Source organism: Arthrobacter sp. ERGS1:01, from assembly GCF_001281315.1.
In the GTDB taxonomy this organism is placed as follows: Bacteria; Actinomycetota; Actinomycetes; order Actinomycetales; family Micrococcaceae; genus Specibacter.
Genome location: NZ_CP012479.1, coordinates 2,482,008 through 2,498,987 on the forward strand (window position 1 = coordinate 2,482,008; position 16,980 = coordinate 2,498,987).

A 16,980-nucleotide genomic window follows, 5' to 3' on the forward strand; every position below is an offset into this window, starting at 1 on the left:
AGGACCGGTGATTGAGCCCGAGGACCGGTGATTGAGCCTGTCGAAATCATTGTGCGGCGGCCAGCGCATTCCGGAACGCCCGGTAGCGGGCAATCTCAGCTTCGACGGGCTCAACCACCAGGGTTTCGGCCGTGGCGCCGACGTTCTCGCGCAGGCGCTTGCGGGCCAGCCGGGCCCGGCCGCGGGCCCCTGCCGCGGCCAGGAATTTACTGGTCACGGCCAGGAAGATTCCCAGCACGACGCCGGCCGCCACGAGCAGTGTCGGCACGGGCCAGCCCTCAACCCTGGGTGCGGCGGGCACCGGCATTTGGAAATAACCCAGCAGTGCCAAAACGCCCAGCCAGCCCAGTCCGGCCACGGCGGCGAACAACGCGAGCCATTGGAAGATCGAGAACACCGGCCACCACCAGGCCCGCGCATTGGCCTTCACATCGGTTGCGGCAACGGCCTGGTCCAGGGCGTCCGGCAGGCCCGGGCGATTGCTGCGGGCGGCGGCACGGATGGCGGCCCGCCAGGGCCCCGGGGATCCTTCGGACGCGGCCTCGGCAAAGGTGCGGACGGCCGAATCGAGCTGTGCCTGTTCCGCGACACCGGCGGGCGGCAGCGAGGTGCGGTTGACGCCGGAATCGCCCTCGCGGCGCAGGCTCAGCCGGCGCAGCGGGTCCTTGCGGAATCGGGAGAGCCACCGCGTCACGGGCCAGCCGGTCTGCCGGGTGGCGTCCAGGCGGTGGGAGGCCCGCACCGCCGACACGACCGTCTCGACATGCGCCGCCTGCTCCAGTCCGCGCACCAGGGCCTTGCGGTCCTCCTGGTGGACTCCGGCCGCATCTCCTGCACCGGAAGCCTCGCCGAGGTCCCGGGCGGCCACCACCACATCGGCTGCCAGCCGGGCCGATTGCGCCGCCTTGGCCCTGGCCACGGCGGCCACGCGCCCGCGCAGTTCCCGGATCCCGGTCCCGGTAACCGCGGAAACGGGCAACACGGTGACCTTTGCCAGGCCGTCCCGGTCCAAGATGGCGGCCAGCGACTCCGTCACGGGGGCCACCTCGGCTGGCGCCAGCCTGTCAATCTGGTTGAGCACCACCAGCGTCACGGCGGCGTGGGTGGAAAACGGCCTGATGAAGTCATTGTGGATCGCCGCGTCCGCATACTTTTGCGGGTCCACCACCCACACCAGCACATCGACCTGGCCGGCAAGGCGGGCCACGGTTTCCCGGTTGGCAAGTTGCACGGAATCAAAGTCGGGCAGGTCCAGCAGCACCAGCCCGCCGGCGTCGTCCGCCAGCTCCGGCACGGGGGTTCCCTCGCGGCGATCGGTGATTTCCAGCCAGTCCAGCAGCGGCGCGCTTCCCGCGGCACCCCACACCATGGCCAGCGGCTCGCTGGTGGTGGGGCGGCGGACGGCCACGCGGGCCGCATCCGTTCCGGCCACGGCGTTGAAGAGTGACGATTTCCCGCTGCCAGTGGCCCCGAAGAAGCCCACCACGGTGTGGTCGGCGCTCAGCGAGCGGCGCGAGGAGGCCCGCTCCAGGACGTCGTAGGCGCGCTGCAGCGCCGCGTCCGCGAGGCGGCCCTCGCCCAGTTCGCGGGCCTCGTTGAGCGCCTCCAGGCGCCGCGCCAGAGAGGACTCGGTGCGCGCCACGCGGTGCCGGCTCATGCGCCCTCCCCCAGCCGGGCCAGCCTGTGCGCCAGCTCCTCGAGCCTTTCCACCTGCGGCGAGGCCCCCGATTGGAGCGGGCCTATCCGGTCCAGGAACCGCTGCTGCTGGGTGTCCAGCAGTGCCGTGGTCCGGGCCTGCAGTGATTGGCGGGCCTGGTGGGCCAGGCGCCGCACGGCGTCCTCGCCGAAGACCGCCTCCAACAGTTTTTGGCCGACGACGGCGGTGCCCCCGGCGATCCCGATCTCCGCTCCCGTCAGCCCCCCTGTGAGTGAAAATACGACGACCATCAACACCACGCCGAGGCCGTTCACCCCGAAGGAGAGCCACCGCGCCTGGGAGCGCTTGGCGGCCCCCTCGGAGCGGATCATGGCGAGCACGTCTCCTTGCCAGGCCCGGATTTCGGCGGCCACGGCCGCGGGGAAATCGTCGGTGACGCCGGAGAGGTCCTCCGTGCCCAGCAGTGCCCGGCCCGCGGGGTCGGCCCGCCACCGCTGGTCTGCGTCCTCGGCCGCACGGGCGGCCTGGTCCACCACGACTGCCTGCAGCCCGGTTTCGATGGCGGTTTCCACCTTCACGGCGGGCGGCGGCTGACCCTTGAAGAAGGCGCCCACGCGGTCCCGGATCCTGCCGATGCCGCTTTCCAGGGCACGGAAGAAGTCGCCCGTACCCACGAAGTCCTGCCATCTGGCCAAGACTTCACCGCGGAGCAGGGAGCCGTCGCTGGTGGCGCGGGCGACCTTGGCGGCGGCGTCATCAAAGGCGGCAACGACGTCGTCGGCCAACTGCTGGCTTGCCTCATGCTGTTCCGTGGCGGCCCGGGCCACCACGCCCACCTTGTCCGCGAGCGAGCGGATGGTGCCGTTGAGCGTGCGCCGGGCAATCTCGGCCCGTCCGGCCGAGTCCGCGGCCAGTTCCCGCAGCCACGCCGCAATGGGTGCGCTCACGCGGGCAGGCACCATGCCCAGTTTGTCGAGCTCCGCCTCCGGCACCACGAACAACCTGGATTCGGCGAGCCCCGCGCGGGAGAGCATGGCCCGCAGGTCCTCGGCAACCTCGTCCTCGGCGCCCGGGGGCACGCGGTCCAGGACCACCGCCACCATGATGTCGCGGGAGGCGGCGTCGACGAGCAGCTTCCACGGCACGGCGTCGGCGTACCTGTTGGCGGTGGTGACGAACAGCCACAGGTCGGCGGCGGCGAGGAGTTGGCCGGCAAGTTGCCGGTTGTCATCGGAGATGGAGTCGACGTCCGGGGCATCCAGCAGCGCAACCCCCTCCGGGACGGCGGGGTCGGCCACGAGTACCAGCGAGGCCATGGCGGAGGCGTCGGGCGTGGCGCCGGCCTCGGTGGAGGGGGTGCCGGGCACGGCCAGTTCGCCCCTGACCCGGGCAAGGGACGGCAGCACCCGGTTGGACGTGAACCAGGCGGCGTCCCGGGGGTGGTGCAGCAGGATGGGCTGGCGGGTGGTGGGCCGGATGGCGCCGGCCCGCGTGACGGGGTGCCCCACGAGCGCGTTGACGAGGGTCGATTTTCCGGCGCCCGTGGATCCGCCCACCACGGCCAGCAGCGGGGCGTCCAGGCTGCGGTAGCGCGGCAGGATGTAGTCGTCGAGCTGGCCAAGGGCGGCACCGGCCGTCCGGCGGGCCGGCTCGACTCCCGGCAGTTCCAAGGAAAATTCCACCCCGGCCAGTTCGGCGCGGACCTCTTCGAGCAGCGAAATGGCGGCATGCTGCGCTCGCGCGGCGTCGCCGTTGGGGTCGGACATGCTCGAATTGCTGGGGCTCACAGCTTCATCATGCCAGTTCAATGGTCACTACAAAGGCGAATCGGCCTGCGGGCACGAAAAAGGCCGGGAATCTTTTCAGATTCCCGGCCTTCAAATGTGACCCCAGCGGGATTCGAACCCGCGTTACCGCCGTGAGAGGGCAGCGTACTAGGCCGCTATACGATGGGGCCCTAATACATTCGATTTTGCTCAACGAACTTCAGAAATATTACCCGAAGTTTGCTTCACACGCCAATCGATAAGACGGCTTTTGCAAGCGCTGGGATACCAGGACTCGAACCTAGAATGTCGGTACCAGAAACCGATGTGTTGCCAATTACACCATATCCCAATGGCGGCGTTCTGCCGTGAAGCTCCGGTTGTTTCCCGGCCCTTCAGCGGCCCTCGCGCCGGGATAAAACTATACCTGACCTTTTGCCAGAGTCCAAAACGAGAACGCGCTTTTTGCGTGAGGCGTGCGTCACATGGGCTAAAGCCCCGTGGACAGGGCCAGCGCAGCCAGCTCGGCCAGGCCGGCGATCCGGCGCACCCGGCCGTCCTCGGCGTGCGACGGCGCCACCGCACCCGTGCGGTTCAGCCAGATGCCCTGCAGCCCCGCCTGCACGGAGCCGATGCCGTCGAGCAGGTAGTTGTCCCCCACGTAGAGGGTTTCCCCGGGCCGGGTGCCCAGCTGGCGGCAGCCCTCCAGGAACGCCTCGGGCTTGGGCTTGGCTGCGTTGACGGTGTCAATGCCCACCAGGACGGTGATGCGCTGCAGCCCGGCCATGTCGAGTTTGGCGCGCTGGTAGGCATGGACGTTGTTGCTGACGGCGCCGTAGGGGATGCCGTGGGCGTCCAGCGCATCCAGGATGGGCACCACGTCCGGGTAGGCGTTGATGAAGCCGGGCTGGGCCTTTTCGAAGTCCGCAATCCAGGCCTGTTCCGCGCGGTCATCGAAACCGGCAATGCCAAAGTGGGCAAAGACGGCCCGGGCCCGCAGCCCGCGTTGTTGGGCGAACGTGAATTCGCCGGCCACGAAACGGTCGTAGTAGTTGTCCGCGTCCGCCATGTACAGCGCGGCGAAGGCGTCCCAGTCGGAGGGGCCAAATCCGTCCACGAGGGGCCGGCTGGCGGCGATCATGGCGTCCTTCATGGCCTGGTGCAGGTCCACCAGGGTGTCGTCGATGTCAAACAAAACACCCCCGACCGGCGCCAGGGCGGCGCACGGTGCGGGGGTGTTGTTCAAAGCTGTGCCGGTCACGGAATTCCTAGCCGCGGAACGCCGTCAGGCGGGCCAGGGAGGAGTCCTTGCCCAGGATCACCATGGACTCGAACAGCGGCGGGGAGATGCGGCGTCCGGACAGTGCCGTGCGGACGGGCCCGAATGCCAGGCGGGGCTTCACTCCGAGGCCCTCCACGAGCGCATCCTTGAGTGCGGCCTGGATGGCCTCGGCGTTCCAGTCCGCCAGCGGCGCCAGGGCGGCCAGGGCGGCGTCCAGGACCTCGGTGAGGTTCTCCGGCAGGCCCTTGCGGGCGTCGTCGGCGACGTCGACGGCGTCGTCGGCCTTAAACAGGAAGGCGAGCATCTCGGGGGCCTCGCCCAGCAGGGTGATGCGTTCCTGGACCAGCGGGGCGGCCTCGGTGAGGATTTCCTCCTCGCGGGCGGTCAGGGTCTCCCCCACGACGCCGGCGGCCTGCAGGTACGGGACCAGGCGGTTGCGGAAGTCGGTGGCCTCGAGCATGCGCACGTGCGTGCCGTTGATGGCCTCGGCCTTCTTGATGTCGAAGCGTGCCGGGTTGCCCAGGACATCGTGGATGTCGAAGTTTTCCACGAGCTGTTCCACCGTGAAGATGTCCTCGTCGGCGGAGAGCGACCAGCCCAGCAGCGACAAGTAGTTCAGCAGGCCTTCGGGGATGAATCCGCGGTCCCGGTGCAGGAACAGGCTGGATTCGGGGTCGCGCTTGGAGAGCTTCTTGTTGCCGCCGCCCATCACGTAGGGCAGGTGGCCGAACAACGGCATGTACTGGGCCACGCCCACGGCATACAGGGCCTCGTACAGGGCCACCTGGCGGGGTGTGGAGGAGAGCAGGTCCTCGCCGCGCAGGACGTGCGTGACGCCCATGAGGGCGTCGTCCACGGGGTTGACCAGGGTGTACAGCGGTGCGCCGTTGGGACGGACGATGGCGTAGTCCGGGACTGATCCTGCCTTGAAGGTGATCTCGCCCCGGACCAAGTCTGTGAAGGTGATGTCCTTGTCCGGCATGCGCAGTCGCAGGGCGGGCTGGCGGCCCTCGGCCTTGAATGCGTCAATCTGCGCGGCCGTCAGGTCACGGTCAAAGTTGTCGTATCCAAGCTTAACGTCCCGGCCGGCAGCCTTGTGACGATCCTCGACCTCTTCGGGTGTGGAATAGGACTCATAGACGTGTCCGCCGGCCACCAGCTTGGCGATGACGTCCTGGTAGATGTCCCCGCGCTGCGACTGGCGGTAGGGCTCGTGCGGGCCGCCGGTTTCAACGCCCTCGTCCCAGTTGATGCCCAGCCAGGTCAGGGCGTCGAGCAGCTGCAGGTAGCTTTCCTCGCTGTCCCGCTTGGCGTCGGTGTCCTCGATGCGGAAGATCAGCTTGCCGCCGGTGTGCCGGGCGTAGGCCCAGTTGAACAGTGCGGTGCGGATCAGGCCCACGTGGGGCGTTCCGGTGGGCGACGGGCAGAACCGTACGCGGACGGGGGTTTCGGCGGTGACAGTGGGGATCTGGGCTGCGTTAGTCATGATGGTTCCAGTTTAGACGCCCGACGGCGCATTCCGGACGGCTGCGGCCCCAGCAGGGCTCCCGTTCGCGAAAAATGCCACCGTTTCCGCTTTCGGCCACCCGTATAGGTGAAAGCGAAAAGCGGAAACGGTGGCAGGAACCGCGTGCGTTAGCTGAACAGGGCGTTCTTGGGTTCGTTCTTCTTCACGAACTGCCAACCGAACCACAGGATGACGGCGAAGAACGGGATGGTGCACAGGGTCCACAGGCCCAGCATGTAGACGCTGCCGTCGGGGCTCGTCATGGTGTCGAAGCCGATCAGCACGGTGATGGCCAACAGCGCCACGAGGCCGGCCCAGCTGGTCCACGGCGCGCCGGGCATGGGCAGCGAGGAGACCTTGCCCTTCTTCTTGCGCAGCATGATCTGGCTGGCGAAGATGGTGCCCCAGGTGAAGATCACGCCGATCGAGGCCGTATTCAGCGCGAGGTCGAAGGCGTGCGAGCCGCCGAGCCAGATGTTGAGCAGGATGCCCACCAGGTAGACGCCGGCGATCGACAGGATGGCCGTGTACGGCACATAGCGCGAGGACATCTTGGTCAGCCACTGCGGGGCGTGCCCGTTGTTGGCCATGGTGCGGAAGATCCGGCCAATGGAGTACAGCCCGGAGTTGCAGGAGGACAGTGCGGCGGTGATGACCACGAAGTTCATGACCGAGCCCACCCAGCCCAGGCCCATGGCGCCGAACACCGTCACGAAGGGGCTTTCGCCGGAGTGGTACTGGTCCGAGGGCAGGATCATGGCGAGCAGCGATACGGAACCGACGTAGAAGACCACGATCCGGACCACGACGGCGCGGATGGCCTTGGGCACTTCGCGGGCCGGGTTTTGCATCTCGCCGGCGGTGATGCCCACGAGTTCAATGGCGTTGTAGGCGAAGATCACGGCGTTGAGCACCAGGATCATGACGAGCCCGCCCTTGGGGAACATGCCGCCTTCGACACTGAAGAGGTTGGTCACGCTGGCGTGGCCGGCGCCCACCTGGGCGTTGGTGACCACCATGATGGTGCCCACCACCAGGAACGAGAGAATGGCACCGACCTTCAGGCAGGAGGCCCAGAATTCGAACTCGCCAAACGCCTTCACGCTGAGCAGGTTCACGGCCACCAACAGCACGAGGGCGCAGACGGCGCTTATCTCCACGGGGACGCCGGGGAAGAAGTATTGGAAGTACAGGCCAATGGCGATGAGCTCTGCAATGCCCGTCATGGCCCAGTTGATGAAGTACATCCACCCGGAGAGGTAGGCGCCCTTCTTGCCAAACAGCTCACCGGCGTAGGAGACGAATGAGCCCGACGTCTGCCGGTACATCACCAGCTCCCCCAGGGCGCGCATCAACAGGTAGGCGATCACGCCCGCGATGGCGTAGGAGAAGATCAGGGCCGGGCCGGTGGAGGCCAGTCGTCCGCCGGCTCCCATGAAGAGTCCGACGCCGATGGCCCCTCCCATGGCGATCATGGTGACGTGGCGGCGCGAAAGCGTCCGCTGGTAGCCTTCGGCCGTGATACTTCCGGCGGCGTGGCCCGTGGTGGCCTCGTCGGTGACGTTCTGTGACACGCAAAAATCCTTACGTCGAAAGAGTGCTGCCCGGCAAAACCCCCAAAATGCACGGTTTCCTGTGACGTGGGGCGCAAAGGGCTTGTCTAGCGTACTACGATTTTTTTGCGGTGTGGTGCCACTCACACAACACTTGGTACATAGTGCCCGGGGTTACAGATTCCCGGCAGCCCCTTCCGGGCAACGCAAAAGCCGGGTGCCGCCGTCGAAATTAACGACGGCGGCACCCGGCTTTTCTAATAAGCAGGACCTCTATTTTGGGCACACAGCCGCGAGGGACCCGCTCCAAGCTTGCGAGGAGTGGGAGCGCCTGGGGATCAGCGGCGGACTACGGGGTTGGAGAGACGGCCGATGCCCTCCACCTCAATCTCGTAGCGGTCGCCGGCGTTGAGCAGGTCGACGCCGGCCGGGGTGCCGGTCATGATGACGTCGCCGGGCAGGAGCGTGAACGCGCGGGAGACGATCGAGACGAGTTCGCGGACGCTGCGGACCATCTGGTTGGTGCTGCCGTCCTGGCGGAGCTCACCGTTGAGCCAGCCCCTGATGGCCACGTCGTCGGGGTCCAGTTCGGTCTCGATCCAGGGACCGAGCGGGGCGGAGGTGTCGAAGCCCTTGGCGCGCGCCCACTGGCCGTCGCTGGCCTGGACGTCGCGGGCGGTGAGGTCGTTGCCGCAGGTGTAGCCGAAGATGACCTCGTCCACACGCTCCTCGGGAACGTCCTTGCAGATGCGGCCGATGACGACGCACAGCTCGGCCTCGTAGGAGACTTCCTCGGAGAATTCGGGCAGCACGATCGGTTCGCCCGGGCCGATCACGGAGGTGTTGGGCTTGAGGAACAGCAGCGGGCTCTCGGGGACTTCGTTGCCCAGTTCGCGGGCGTGCTCGGCAAAGTTGCGGCCGACGCCGATGACCTTGCTGCGCGGGATGATCGGGGCCACCAGGCGCACGTCGTCGAGCGGGTATTTGATGGTGGTGGGTTCTACGCCGTTGAAGAACGGGTCGCCCTTGATGACGGTGACAACTTCACTGCCGGGCTCCCCTTCCACAATGCCGTACATGGGGTCATTATCAACTACAAAACGGGCGATTCGCATGGTGCCCAGTGTATCGGGAAAGCCACCTTCGGCTTGCTTTGCGTCTCCAATGTGAAACAGACCCGGACCCGCGAAACAGGCGCTGCGCAGCGCTTGTTTCGCGGGTCCGGGTCTGTTTCGAAGCGGCTGGAAATTACGCCAGGCGGGTCAGCCAGCCGTGCAGGTCCGGGGTGCTGCCGGTCTGGATGCCCAGCAGCTGCTCGCGGATCGCGGCGGTGACCTCGCCGATGCCGGAGCCCGGCGAGGCGATGACGCCGTCGGCCGTCTTCAGCTCGCCGATGGGGGTGATCACGGCGGCGGTGCCGCAGGCGAACGCCTCGGTGATCTCGCCGTTGGCAACGCCGTCACGCCATTCGTCGATCGTGATCTTGCGTTCTTCGACCTTCAGACCGCGGTCGGCGGCGAGCTGCATGACGGAGGAGCGGGTGATGCCGTGCAGGATGTGCCCGTTCAGTGCCGGGGTCACCAGGCGGCCGTCCTTGAATACGAAGAAGATGTTCATGCCGCCAAGTTCTTCGATGGCGTTGTCGTTGAACGGATCAAGGAACAAGACCTGCTTGCAGCCCTGGGCCTCGGCTTCCATCTGGGCGGCCAGCGACGCGGCGTAGTTGCCGCCGCACTTGGCCTCACCCGTGCCGCCTTCGCCGGCGCGGGCAAAAGTGGTGGTGAGCCAGATGGAGACGGGCTTGAGTTCGCCGCCGAAGTAGTTGCCGGCGGGCGAGGCGATGACGCGGTAGGAGACCTCGCGGGCCGGGCGCACGCCCAGGAAGGCCTCGGTGGCGATCATGAACGGGCGCAGGTACAGGGCTTCGCCGTCGCCGGAGGGCACCCAGTCCTGATCGATGGCCACGATCTGGCGCAGGGATTCCAGGAACACCTCGGGGGGCAGTTCCGGCAGGGCCAGGCGACGGGCGGAGGCGTTCAGGCGGGCGGCGTTGGCCTCGGCGCGGAACGTCCAAACGGAGCCGTCGGCGTGGCGGTAGGCCTTCATGCCCTCGAAGATTTCCTGGCCGTAGTGCAGCACCGCGGCGGCCGGGTCCATGGCGATGGGGCCGTACGGTTCAATGCGGGCATTGGACCAGCCGCCCTCGCCGTTGACGTCAACCTTGTAGTCCACGACAGCCGTGTGGTCGGTGAAGTAGTCACCGAAGCCGGGGTTGGCCAGGATCGCGTCGCGCTCGGCACTGCTCTTGGGGTTTTCGTTGCGCTGCTGCGAAAAAGTCAGCTCGCTGGCTGTCTGGGTCATGCTTCCTCCACATGGTTGTGCCCGTCGTCGCTGTTGCCAGCTGGGGCGGAGTCTGTGCTGAGATTCAAGCGCACTGAGAGTGGTAGTGCACCGCCGTTCCAAGCACGCGGCTTTCAGTTACGGTGCACTCACTCTAGTGACACAAGCCTACTCTTGCCAGCCGGGGCCGGCTCGCTAGAGTGAGGCTGCGATGGCGTCGCCCACGGCGCTGGTGGCGCGGGGCGCGTCGGGGCTGCGGGTGGCGATGTCCGCGGCGACTGCCGCCTCGATCTTTGCCGCCGCATCCGGGTAGCCAACATGGTTCAGCAGGAGCGCCGCGGACAGGATTGCCGCCGTGGGATCTGCGATTTGCTTGCCCGCAATGTCGGGAGCGGAGCCGTGTACCGGTTCAAACATGGACGGCGCGGTGCGGTCCATGTTGATGTTGCCGGAGGCGGCCAGGCCGATGCCGCCGGTGACGGCAGCGGCAAGGTCGGTGATGATGTCGCCAAAGAGGTTGTCCGTGACGATGACGTCGAAGCGGGCGGGGTCCGTGACCAGGAAGATCATGGCGGCGTCCACGTGCAGGTAGTCGACCGCGACGTCGGGGAATTCGGCCGCTACGGCTTCCACGGTGCGCTTCCACAGGTGGCCGGCGTAGACCAGCACGTTGTGCTTGTGCACATAGGTGAGCTTCTTGCGGGGGCGTTCGCTGGCGCGGCGGAAACCGTCGCGGACCAGGCGCTCCACGCCGTAGGCGGTGTTGACGGAAACCTCCGTGGCCACCTCGTGCGGGGTGCCCTTGCGCAGCACGCCGCCGTTGCCCACGTACGGCCCCTCGGTGCCTTCGCGGACCACCACGAAGTCGATGGTGCCGGGATTGGCCAGCGGCGAGGCGACGCCGTCGTACAGGAAAGACGGGCGCAGGTTCACGTAGTGGTCCAGGCTGAAGCGGAGCTTGAGCAGCATTTCGCGTTCAATCAGGCCGGAGGGGATGCTCGTGTCGCCGGGGGCGGCACCGACGGCGCCAAAGAGGATCGCGTCATGCCCGCGCAGGGCCTCGATGGTCGCGTCCGGCAGGGTCTCGCCGGTGGCCAGCCAGTGCTCGGCGCCGAGGGCGTAGTCGGTCAGCTTGAGCTCCACGCCCTCGCCGGCGGTCACCTTTTTCAGGACCTTGACGGCCTCCGCGGTGACCTCGGGACCAATGCCGTCGCCGGCAATTACAGCAATGTCAATCGATGCGCTCATGCCTTCAGCCTAACGAAACCATCCACATGATGGTCAACCGATCTCACAATTTGAGACGCTCCTTGATCGAGCCGTAGGCGTCCAGGGCTTCGCGGCGGGTTTCCTGCAAATCCACCATGGGTTGCGGGTACTCCGGTGTCAGCCACTCCGGCACCCACCGGTTGACATACGCCCCGCTGGGATCGAATTTCTTCGCCTGGGTGAGCGGGTTGAAGATCCTGAAGAACGGCGAGGCATCGGCACCCGATCCGGCCACCCATTGCCAATTGGCCGGGTTCGAGGCGGCGTCGGCGTCCACCAGCGTGTCCCAGAACCATTGTTCGCCCGCCCGCCAGTGGATGCCCAGATTCTTCACGAGGAAGCTTGCGGCCACCATGCGCACCCGGTTGTGCATGTAGCCGGTGTGCCAGAGTTCGCGCTGGCCGGCATCCACCAGCGGTATCCCGGTGCGTCCCTGCTGCCAGGCGTGCAGATGTTCGACGCCGGTCCGCCCGCCTCCGTGGTTCGCCACGTCCGCGTCCGGCCTCCGCCACGGGAAGTGGTCAAACTGCGGGCGCAAGTTGTTCGTGGCCAGATCCGGGTGGTGGTAGAGCTGGTGCCAGCAAAATTCACGCCAGCCAAGTTCGGCGGCGTAAACGGCCGGGCCCACGGTTCCGGAAAGCTGCTCGCGGCGCTCCGCCAGCGCGGCCCACACTTGGAAGGGGCTCAGCTGGCCCCACCGCAGATACGGCGACATGTGGCTCGTGCCGTGCCGGTCCGGCCGGTCGCGGGCCTCGGAGTACTCGGCAACCCGGTCCTCAAGGAATTCCGCCAGGGCCTCGTGGCCGGCGGCCGCCGTTGGTGTCCACGCCTCCCGCAGGCCGGCCGCCCAGTCCGGGGCGGTGGGCAACAACGCCCAGCCCTCCAGACTGTCGCTTTCCGGCAACGTCCCGCCATAGCCGCGGCCGGCGTCGGGCACGTCCAGGGGTGCCCGGAAATCATTGGCCGACAACGCCTTCCAGAAGGGCGTGAAGACCTGGTAGGGGTTCCCGGCGCCCGTGCGGACGGTCCAGGGCTCGTGCAGGAGCGAGGCTTGGAAACTTTCGGCGTGCAGCCCCGCGGCGCCGGCCCATTCCTTGACGGCTGTGTCCACGGCGCGTTCCGGCCCGCCATAGCGGCGGTTCCAATACACGGCACCGGCTCCCAGCTCCCCTGCCACGCGGGCTGCCACTTCGGCGCCGGGGCCGCGGCGCAGGATCAACGGGATGCCCAACCCCGCCAGCTCCGTGTGCAAGTCCGCGAGCGCGTGGTGCAGCCACCATTTGGCCGCTCCGCCCAGTGGCCGGATGCCCGCCGACTCCTCGTCCAGGACGTAGAGGGCCGCGGCGGCACCGTCGGCGACTGCGGCCAGCAGCGCGGGGTTGTCCGCCACGCGCAGGTCGTCGCGGAACCAGATCAGGGATGCATTCATGAAGGCGTCTTTCGTTGGCGGGTGTTGGCAGCTCAGCGCATGGCGAGCCAGATCAGGGTCAGGGTGACAAGGAAGCCTGTGAGGTAGTTCAGCCAGAGGAAGCGCTTCCAGGCGGCGTTTGCCGTGGCGGAGACGGCATCGGCGACCCCCAGGTGTGGCGCAATGTTGGCCAGGTACGGCACGGCCAGCAGCGCGGCGAAGGGTGCCGCCGTCCACAGCATCAACACCCCTGCGCCGGCGTAGGCCGCGAAGGCGAACCATACGGTGAACCGGGCGCCCAGCACCGTGCCGATCGAGGCGATTGCACCCTCGCGGTCCGGCACAATGTCCTGCACCGCGCCAAAGGCGTGGCTGGCCATCCCCCACAGGAAGAAGGCCGCCAGGAACGCCCACAGTCCCCCAGTGAAGGGGGCATGGGCCAGGGCCAGGGCATAGACGGCCGGGGAGACAAAGTGCGTGCTGGAGGTCAGGGAGTCCAGGAACGGGCGTTCCTTGAACCGCAGTCCCGGCGCACTGTAGGCCACCACGGCAAAGAGCGAGAACGCCAGGACCGCGTTCGCCGCGGCGCCGCCCTGGGTGGCCAGCACCGCGATGAACGGGACGGTTGAGATGATGGATGCCCAGAGGACGAATCGGTGGTGCCTGCGGTCCAGTACCGCCCCTTCCACGCCTCCCTTGCGGGCGTTGAGGAGGTCGGATTCGTAGTCGAAAACGTCATTGATGCCGTACATGGCCAGGTTGTAGGGGATCAGGAAGAAGACGGTTCCCACCACCCAGACCCAGTCGATCCGCCCCGTTGCCAGCAGATAGGCCGCCGCAAACGGGTAGGCCGTGTTGACCCAGGAGACGGGCCTCGAGGTCACCAGCAGGTTCTTCATTTGCGCCTCCCCTGCGTGAACAATAGCCACAGGCCCGGCAGCAACAAGGCGGCGGCAAGCGGGTAGGCAAAGTCCTCGACGGGCGCCAGCCACACCCGGGCCCCGGCCAGGGTGTTGCCTCCATAGTCGAATAGGCCCGAGCCGATCATGGCGCTGTCAAAGAGGGCCGTCAGGATCATCAGCACCGCCATCGTGACGACGACGGCGGCCACAACGGCGGACTTGGCACGTCGCCGAAGCAGCGCGGCTGCGAAAACTGCGAGCGCCACGGCCACAAAGATCGTGTTGAGCTGGGCGTAGTTCATGGTTTGTTCCCGTCCGTTGGGCGCCTCCGGGGCAGCAGGCGCAGGGCGCCGGTGAACAGGACCATGGTTTGGTAGCACAGGAACAACAGGAAGAAGGCCTCCTCCAACGGCAGCGAAGGCCCAATCATGATCCCCGTCATGAGCCTGGACTCGCGGTGGACGAAAATGCCGGCCGCGATGGCCGAGACATCCCAACTCAGGAAGAAGCCGGTGCCCAGGAGCAGCACGGCCGCGGCGGCCAACGGCCGGGCAAACAAGAACAATTTCCAGCGGGCGTCCAGCAGTCCCATACAGACCAACAGCGCCAGCAGGATCAACAAATAGCTCATGCGCCCCCGGCCCCGGCTGCCGCACGGCGTGCTGCGCCGCGCACCTCGGCGGTTGACGTCGCCGTTGGATCATCGGTTGAATCCGGGTTTGCAACGGCATGGCCCTCCTTGGCGGGTTCGGGCAGGGGCCCGCCGGACCGGTCTCCCCGCACCGACTTGAGCACAAGCTCGGCGCTGATCATGCACAGGGGCACTCCGATGCCCGGGCGGACGGAACTTCCGGCATAGAACAGCCCCGCCACTTTCGCGTTGCTGTTTCCCGGGCGCAGGAACGCGCTTTGTGCCAGGGTGTGCGCCAGGCCCAGGGCGCTGCCCTGCCAGGCGTTGACGTTGTCCTGGAAATCGGCCGGTCCATAGCTGCGCCGCACCACGATGCGATCCGCCAGGTCGGGGGTGTTGGTCCACAGCGCCAGTTGGGCGATCGCGGCATCGGCGACCTTTTCCACCTGGGGTGAGCCGCCGCCGTCGTACCCGCCCTTGCCCCAGCCGGGGATGGCGGGCGCGGGGATCAGCAGGAACAGGTTTTCGGCCCCTGCCGGCGCCACGGAGGCGTCGGTGGCGCTGGGCCGGCACACATAGAGGGAGGTGGTGCCGGCAAGCTCGCGGCCCATGGTAATCCGGTCGAAGTTGTCCTGCCAGTCGCGGGTGAACAGGAGGTTGTGGTGCGCCAGCTGCGGCAATTCGCCGCGGATGCCCAGGCACACCAGCACGGCACTGATCCCCGGATCGGCGCGCCGCCATTTCCTCTCGGACAGGGTGCGCAGTTCCTGCGGCAGCAGGGCCGTCTCAATATGGTGCAGGTCCGCCGCGCCCACCACCACCCGGGCCGGAGTGCGGCGCCCGGCCCCCTCGGCATCGGTCCAGGCGACGGCTTCGCAGCGGGTGCGCTTTCCGGCGGGGCCGGTGACGATCCCGGTGGCATTGGCCCCCGTGATGATCCGGACCCCTGCCCGGCGCACCACCCGTTCCATGGCATCGACGACGGCGGCAAAACCGCCGTGCGGGTACAGCACGCCATCCTGGAGGTCCAGGTGGCTCATCAGGTGGTACAGGGACGGGGCCTTGTACGGGCTGGTGCCCAGGAAGACCGCCGGGTATCCGAGGATTTTTTGCTGGAGCGGGTTGCTAAAGCGGGCTGCCACGAAGCGGTCCAGCGAGGTGGCCAGCAGGCGCGCCAGCCGCGGCGCATGGCGGAGCACGGCCGGGGCGGCCAATCCCCGCAGCGAGCCGAAGGGGTCGTAGAGGAAGTGCTTCTTGGCCAGGGTGTACGCCAGTTCGGCGGAATCCAGATAGTCGGCCAGCCGCTCCCCCGAGCCCTCGTGGTGGGATTCGAACAAGGCCGTTGCGCGTGCACGGCCGGTACGGACGTCGACGGGTTCCGCGCCGTCCCCGTCCCACAGCCGGTAGGCGGGGTCGAGGGCCGTGAGCTCAAGTTCGGCCGCCACGCTGGTACCCATCATGGCAAACCAGTGGTCGATCACCTCCGGCATGAGGTACCAGGACGGGCCCGTGTCGAAGCTGAAGCCCCTGTGCACCCAGCGGCCCGCCCGGCCGCCGAGCACCTCCTGCTTTTCCAGCACCGTCACGGCATGGCCGTCGCGTGCCAGCAGGCCCGCCGTGGCGAGCCCGGAAATGCCGCCGCCGATCACCACGCAGGGGTCGGGATTCACCCCATGGTGCCTGCCACGGGCCTGGGCCAGCATGCGCGTGGCAAATCCGGCATACAAGAATGCGGGCCGGATCCGCCGGCGCCGCCCGCTCACCGTGTCACCGCCGCTGTTCCGGCGGCGCCGGACCCTGTGCGCCAATTTCCGGCACACACCGCAAGGGCAATGCAGGCCTTGCGGTAGCCGGGCACCCTGACCCGGCGGCCGGCAAGCTCCGCGGCGGGAACCCGTTCCAGCTTGACCACCAGGGCCAGGAAAATGTCGTGCGCCAGCCGCACGGCCCTCCTGGCGGGCGGGGAAAGGAACACCATGCCGGCCTTGGCAACCGCCAGGTCGTGGCGGATCTCGGCGAGCAACGCCATTTTGTGCCCGTCGTCGAAGGCCGCCGGATCCAGCTCCGGAAAGTAGCTGCGGCCCAACCCGGAGCTGTCAGCCCCCAAATCCCGCAGGAAGTTCACCTTCTGGAACGCGGCGCCCAGGCTGCGGGCGGCATTGGCCAGTTCCCCGTCATGGCCGCCGGGGGCGCCGTCCATGGCCTGGAACACTTTCAGGCACATCAACCCCACCACCTCGGCGGATCCATAGATGTACTCCTCGAGGCTGTCGGGCGTATGGCGGCTCACGCTCACATCGGTACGCATGGAGGCAAAGAACGGTTTGGTCAGGCTGGTGTCGATGGAGGTGCGCCTGGCCGTCAGGGCGAAGGCATGCACCACCATGTTGGTGCTGTATCCCGTTGCCAGGGCTTGTTCGGTCTCGAGTTCCAGCCGGTCCAGCTGGGCGCACACGGCCGCCGGGTCCAGCCCGGCAGCCTCGGCGGCGCCGTCCACCACCTCATCGGCCACCCGCACCAGCGCGTAGATGTTCTCGATGTCCCGGCGCTCCCTGGAACCGAGCAGCAGGCAGGCCAGGCCGAACGACGTCGAATAGCTGCCAATCACCACGCCGGCGCTGCGGGAGGCCGTCTCCGAATAGTGGCTGAGCGGATCGATTCCCAT

At 67.5% G+C, this 16,980-nt stretch carries 14 protein-coding genes and 2 tRNA genes; all 16 read right to left on the reverse strand.

All coding sequences use genetic code 11. The annotated features are described in order from the left end of the window. Nucleotides 1–46 precede the first annotated feature (46 nt). Nucleotides 47–1,657 carry a GTPase gene (locus AL755_RS15165; RefSeq protein ID WP_054011717.1) on the reverse strand — a complete coding sequence of 537 codons (1,611 nt, stop codon included), beginning with the start codon at nucleotides 1,655–1,657 and terminating at the stop codon, nucleotides 47–49. Further along, nucleotides 1,654–3,423 carry a dynamin family protein gene (locus tag AL755_RS15170; protein ID WP_054011718.1) on the reverse strand — a complete coding sequence of 590 codons (1,770 nt, stop codon included), beginning with the start codon at nucleotides 3,421–3,423 and terminating at the stop codon, nucleotides 1,654–1,656. The genes AL755_RS15165 and AL755_RS15170 overlap by 4 nt, the downstream gene beginning before the upstream one ends. A gap of 118 nt (nucleotides 3,424–3,541) precedes the next feature. After that, nucleotides 3,542–3,614, reverse strand: a tRNA-Glu gene (locus AL755_RS15175). Nucleotides 3,615–3,703: 89 nt separating this feature from the next. After that, nucleotides 3,704–3,775, reverse strand: a tRNA-Gln gene (locus AL755_RS15180). Nucleotides 3,776–3,913: 138 nt separating this feature from the next. Beyond that, nucleotides 3,914–4,684: an HAD family hydrolase gene (locus AL755_RS15185; RefSeq protein WP_237762497.1), complete on the reverse strand. Its 771-nt coding sequence runs from the start codon at nucleotides 4,682–4,684 to the stop codon at nucleotides 3,914–3,916. A gap of 7 nt (nucleotides 4,685–4,691) precedes the next feature. After that, nucleotides 4,692–6,191: a glutamate--tRNA ligase gene (gene gltX / locus AL755_RS15190; protein WP_054011719.1), complete on the reverse strand. Its 1,500-nt coding sequence runs from the start codon at nucleotides 6,189–6,191 to the stop codon at nucleotides 4,692–4,694. Between the two features lie 149 nt (nucleotides 6,192–6,340). After that, nucleotides 6,341–7,786, reverse strand: coding sequence for an amino acid permease (locus AL755_RS15195; RefSeq protein ID WP_054011720.1), 1,446 nt, complete (start codon nucleotides 7,784–7,786; stop codon nucleotides 6,341–6,343). Between the two features lie 317 nt (nucleotides 7,787–8,103). After that, on the reverse strand, nucleotides 8,104–8,880 hold the full coding sequence (locus AL755_RS15200; protein WP_054011721.1) for a fumarylacetoacetate hydrolase family protein: 777 nt from the start codon (nucleotides 8,878–8,880) through the stop codon (nucleotides 8,104–8,106). A gap of 133 nt (nucleotides 8,881–9,013) precedes the next feature. Then, a complete protein-coding gene (locus tag AL755_RS15205) occupies nucleotides 9,014–10,126 on the reverse strand; it encodes a branched-chain amino acid aminotransferase (RefSeq protein WP_054011722.1) in 1,113 nt (370 codons plus the stop codon). Between the two features lie 174 nt (nucleotides 10,127–10,300). Beyond that, on the reverse strand, nucleotides 10,301–11,353 hold the full coding sequence (locus AL755_RS15210) for a 3-isopropylmalate dehydrogenase (protein WP_054011723.1): 1,053 nt from the start codon (nucleotides 11,351–11,353) through the stop codon (nucleotides 10,301–10,303). A 43-nt stretch (nucleotides 11,354–11,396) separates the two neighbouring features. Then, nucleotides 11,397–12,803, reverse strand: coding sequence for a cryptochrome/photolyase family protein (locus tag AL755_RS15215; protein WP_054011724.1), 1,407 nt, complete (start codon nucleotides 12,801–12,803; stop codon nucleotides 11,397–11,399). Nucleotides 12,804–12,835: 32 nt separating this feature from the next. Next, nucleotides 12,836–13,681, reverse strand: coding sequence for a prenyltransferase (locus AL755_RS15220; RefSeq protein ID WP_054011725.1), 846 nt, complete (start codon nucleotides 13,679–13,681; stop codon nucleotides 12,836–12,838). After that, entirely contained in the window at nucleotides 13,678–13,986 is a 309-nt protein-coding gene (locus AL755_RS15225) for a lycopene cyclase domain-containing protein (RefSeq protein ID WP_054011726.1), read from the reverse strand. The genes AL755_RS15220 and AL755_RS15225 overlap by 4 nt, the downstream gene beginning before the upstream one ends. Continuing rightward, nucleotides 13,983–14,315, reverse strand: coding sequence for a lycopene cyclase domain-containing protein (locus AL755_RS15230; protein WP_054011727.1), 333 nt, complete (start codon nucleotides 14,313–14,315; stop codon nucleotides 13,983–13,985). The genes AL755_RS15225 and AL755_RS15230 overlap by 4 nt, the downstream gene beginning before the upstream one ends. After that, nucleotides 14,312–16,018 carry a phytoene desaturase family protein gene (crtI, locus tag AL755_RS15235; protein WP_082369585.1) on the reverse strand — a complete coding sequence of 569 codons (1,707 nt, stop codon included), beginning with the start codon at nucleotides 16,016–16,018 and terminating at the stop codon, nucleotides 14,312–14,314. Before crtI ends, AL755_RS15230 begins: the two co-directional genes overlap by 4 nt. 56 nt (nucleotides 16,019–16,074) lie before the next feature. Beyond that, nucleotides 16,075–16,980, reverse strand: coding sequence for a phytoene/squalene synthase family protein (locus AL755_RS15240; RefSeq protein ID WP_054011728.1), 906 nt, complete (start codon nucleotides 16,978–16,980; stop codon nucleotides 16,075–16,077).

Bases quoted from the DNA above. Each gene is read 5' to 3' on its own strand.
- AL755_RS15215 (WP_054011724.1), bottom strand. From the start codon at position 12,803: ATGAATGCATCCCTGATCTGGTTCCGCGACGACCTGCGCGTGGCGGAC.
- AL755_RS15230 (WP_054011727.1), bottom strand. From the start codon at position 14,315: ATGAGCTATTTGTTGATCCTGCTGGCGCTGTTGGTCTGTATGGGACTG.
- gltX (WP_054011719.1), bottom strand. From the start codon at position 6,191: ATGACTAACGCAGCCCAGATCCCCACTGTCACCGCCGAAACCCCCGTC.
- AL755_RS15210 (WP_054011723.1), bottom strand. From the start codon at position 11,353: ATGAGCGCATCGATTGACATTGCTGTAATTGCCGGCGACGGCATTGGT.
- AL755_RS15205 (WP_054011722.1), bottom strand. From the start codon at position 10,126: ATGACCCAGACAGCCAGCGAGCTGACTTTTTCGCAGCAGCGCAACGAA.
- AL755_RS15220 (WP_054011725.1), bottom strand. From the start codon at position 13,681: ATGAAGAACCTGCTGGTGACCTCGAGGCCCGTCTCCTGGGTCAACACG.
- crtI (WP_082369585.1), bottom strand. From the start codon at position 16,018: ATGCTGGCCCAGGCCCGTGGCAGGCACCATGGGGTGAATCCCGACCCC.
- AL755_RS15200 (WP_054011721.1), bottom strand. From the start codon at position 8,880: ATGCGAATCGCCCGTTTTGTAGTTGATAATGACCCCATGTACGGCATT.
- AL755_RS15170 (WP_054011718.1), bottom strand. From the start codon at position 3,423: ATGTCCGACCCCAACGGCGACGCCGCGCGAGCGCAGCATGCCGCCATT.
- AL755_RS15225 (WP_054011726.1), bottom strand. From the start codon at position 13,986: ATGAACTACGCCCAGCTCAACACGATCTTTGTGGCCGTGGCGCTCGCA.
- AL755_RS15240 (WP_054011728.1), bottom strand. From the start codon at position 16,980: ATGGGAATCGATCCGCTCAGCCACTATTCGGAGACGGCCTCCCGCAGC.
- AL755_RS15165 (WP_054011717.1), bottom strand. From the start codon at position 1,657: ATGAGCCGGCACCGCGTGGCGCGCACCGAGTCCTCTCTGGCGCGGCGC.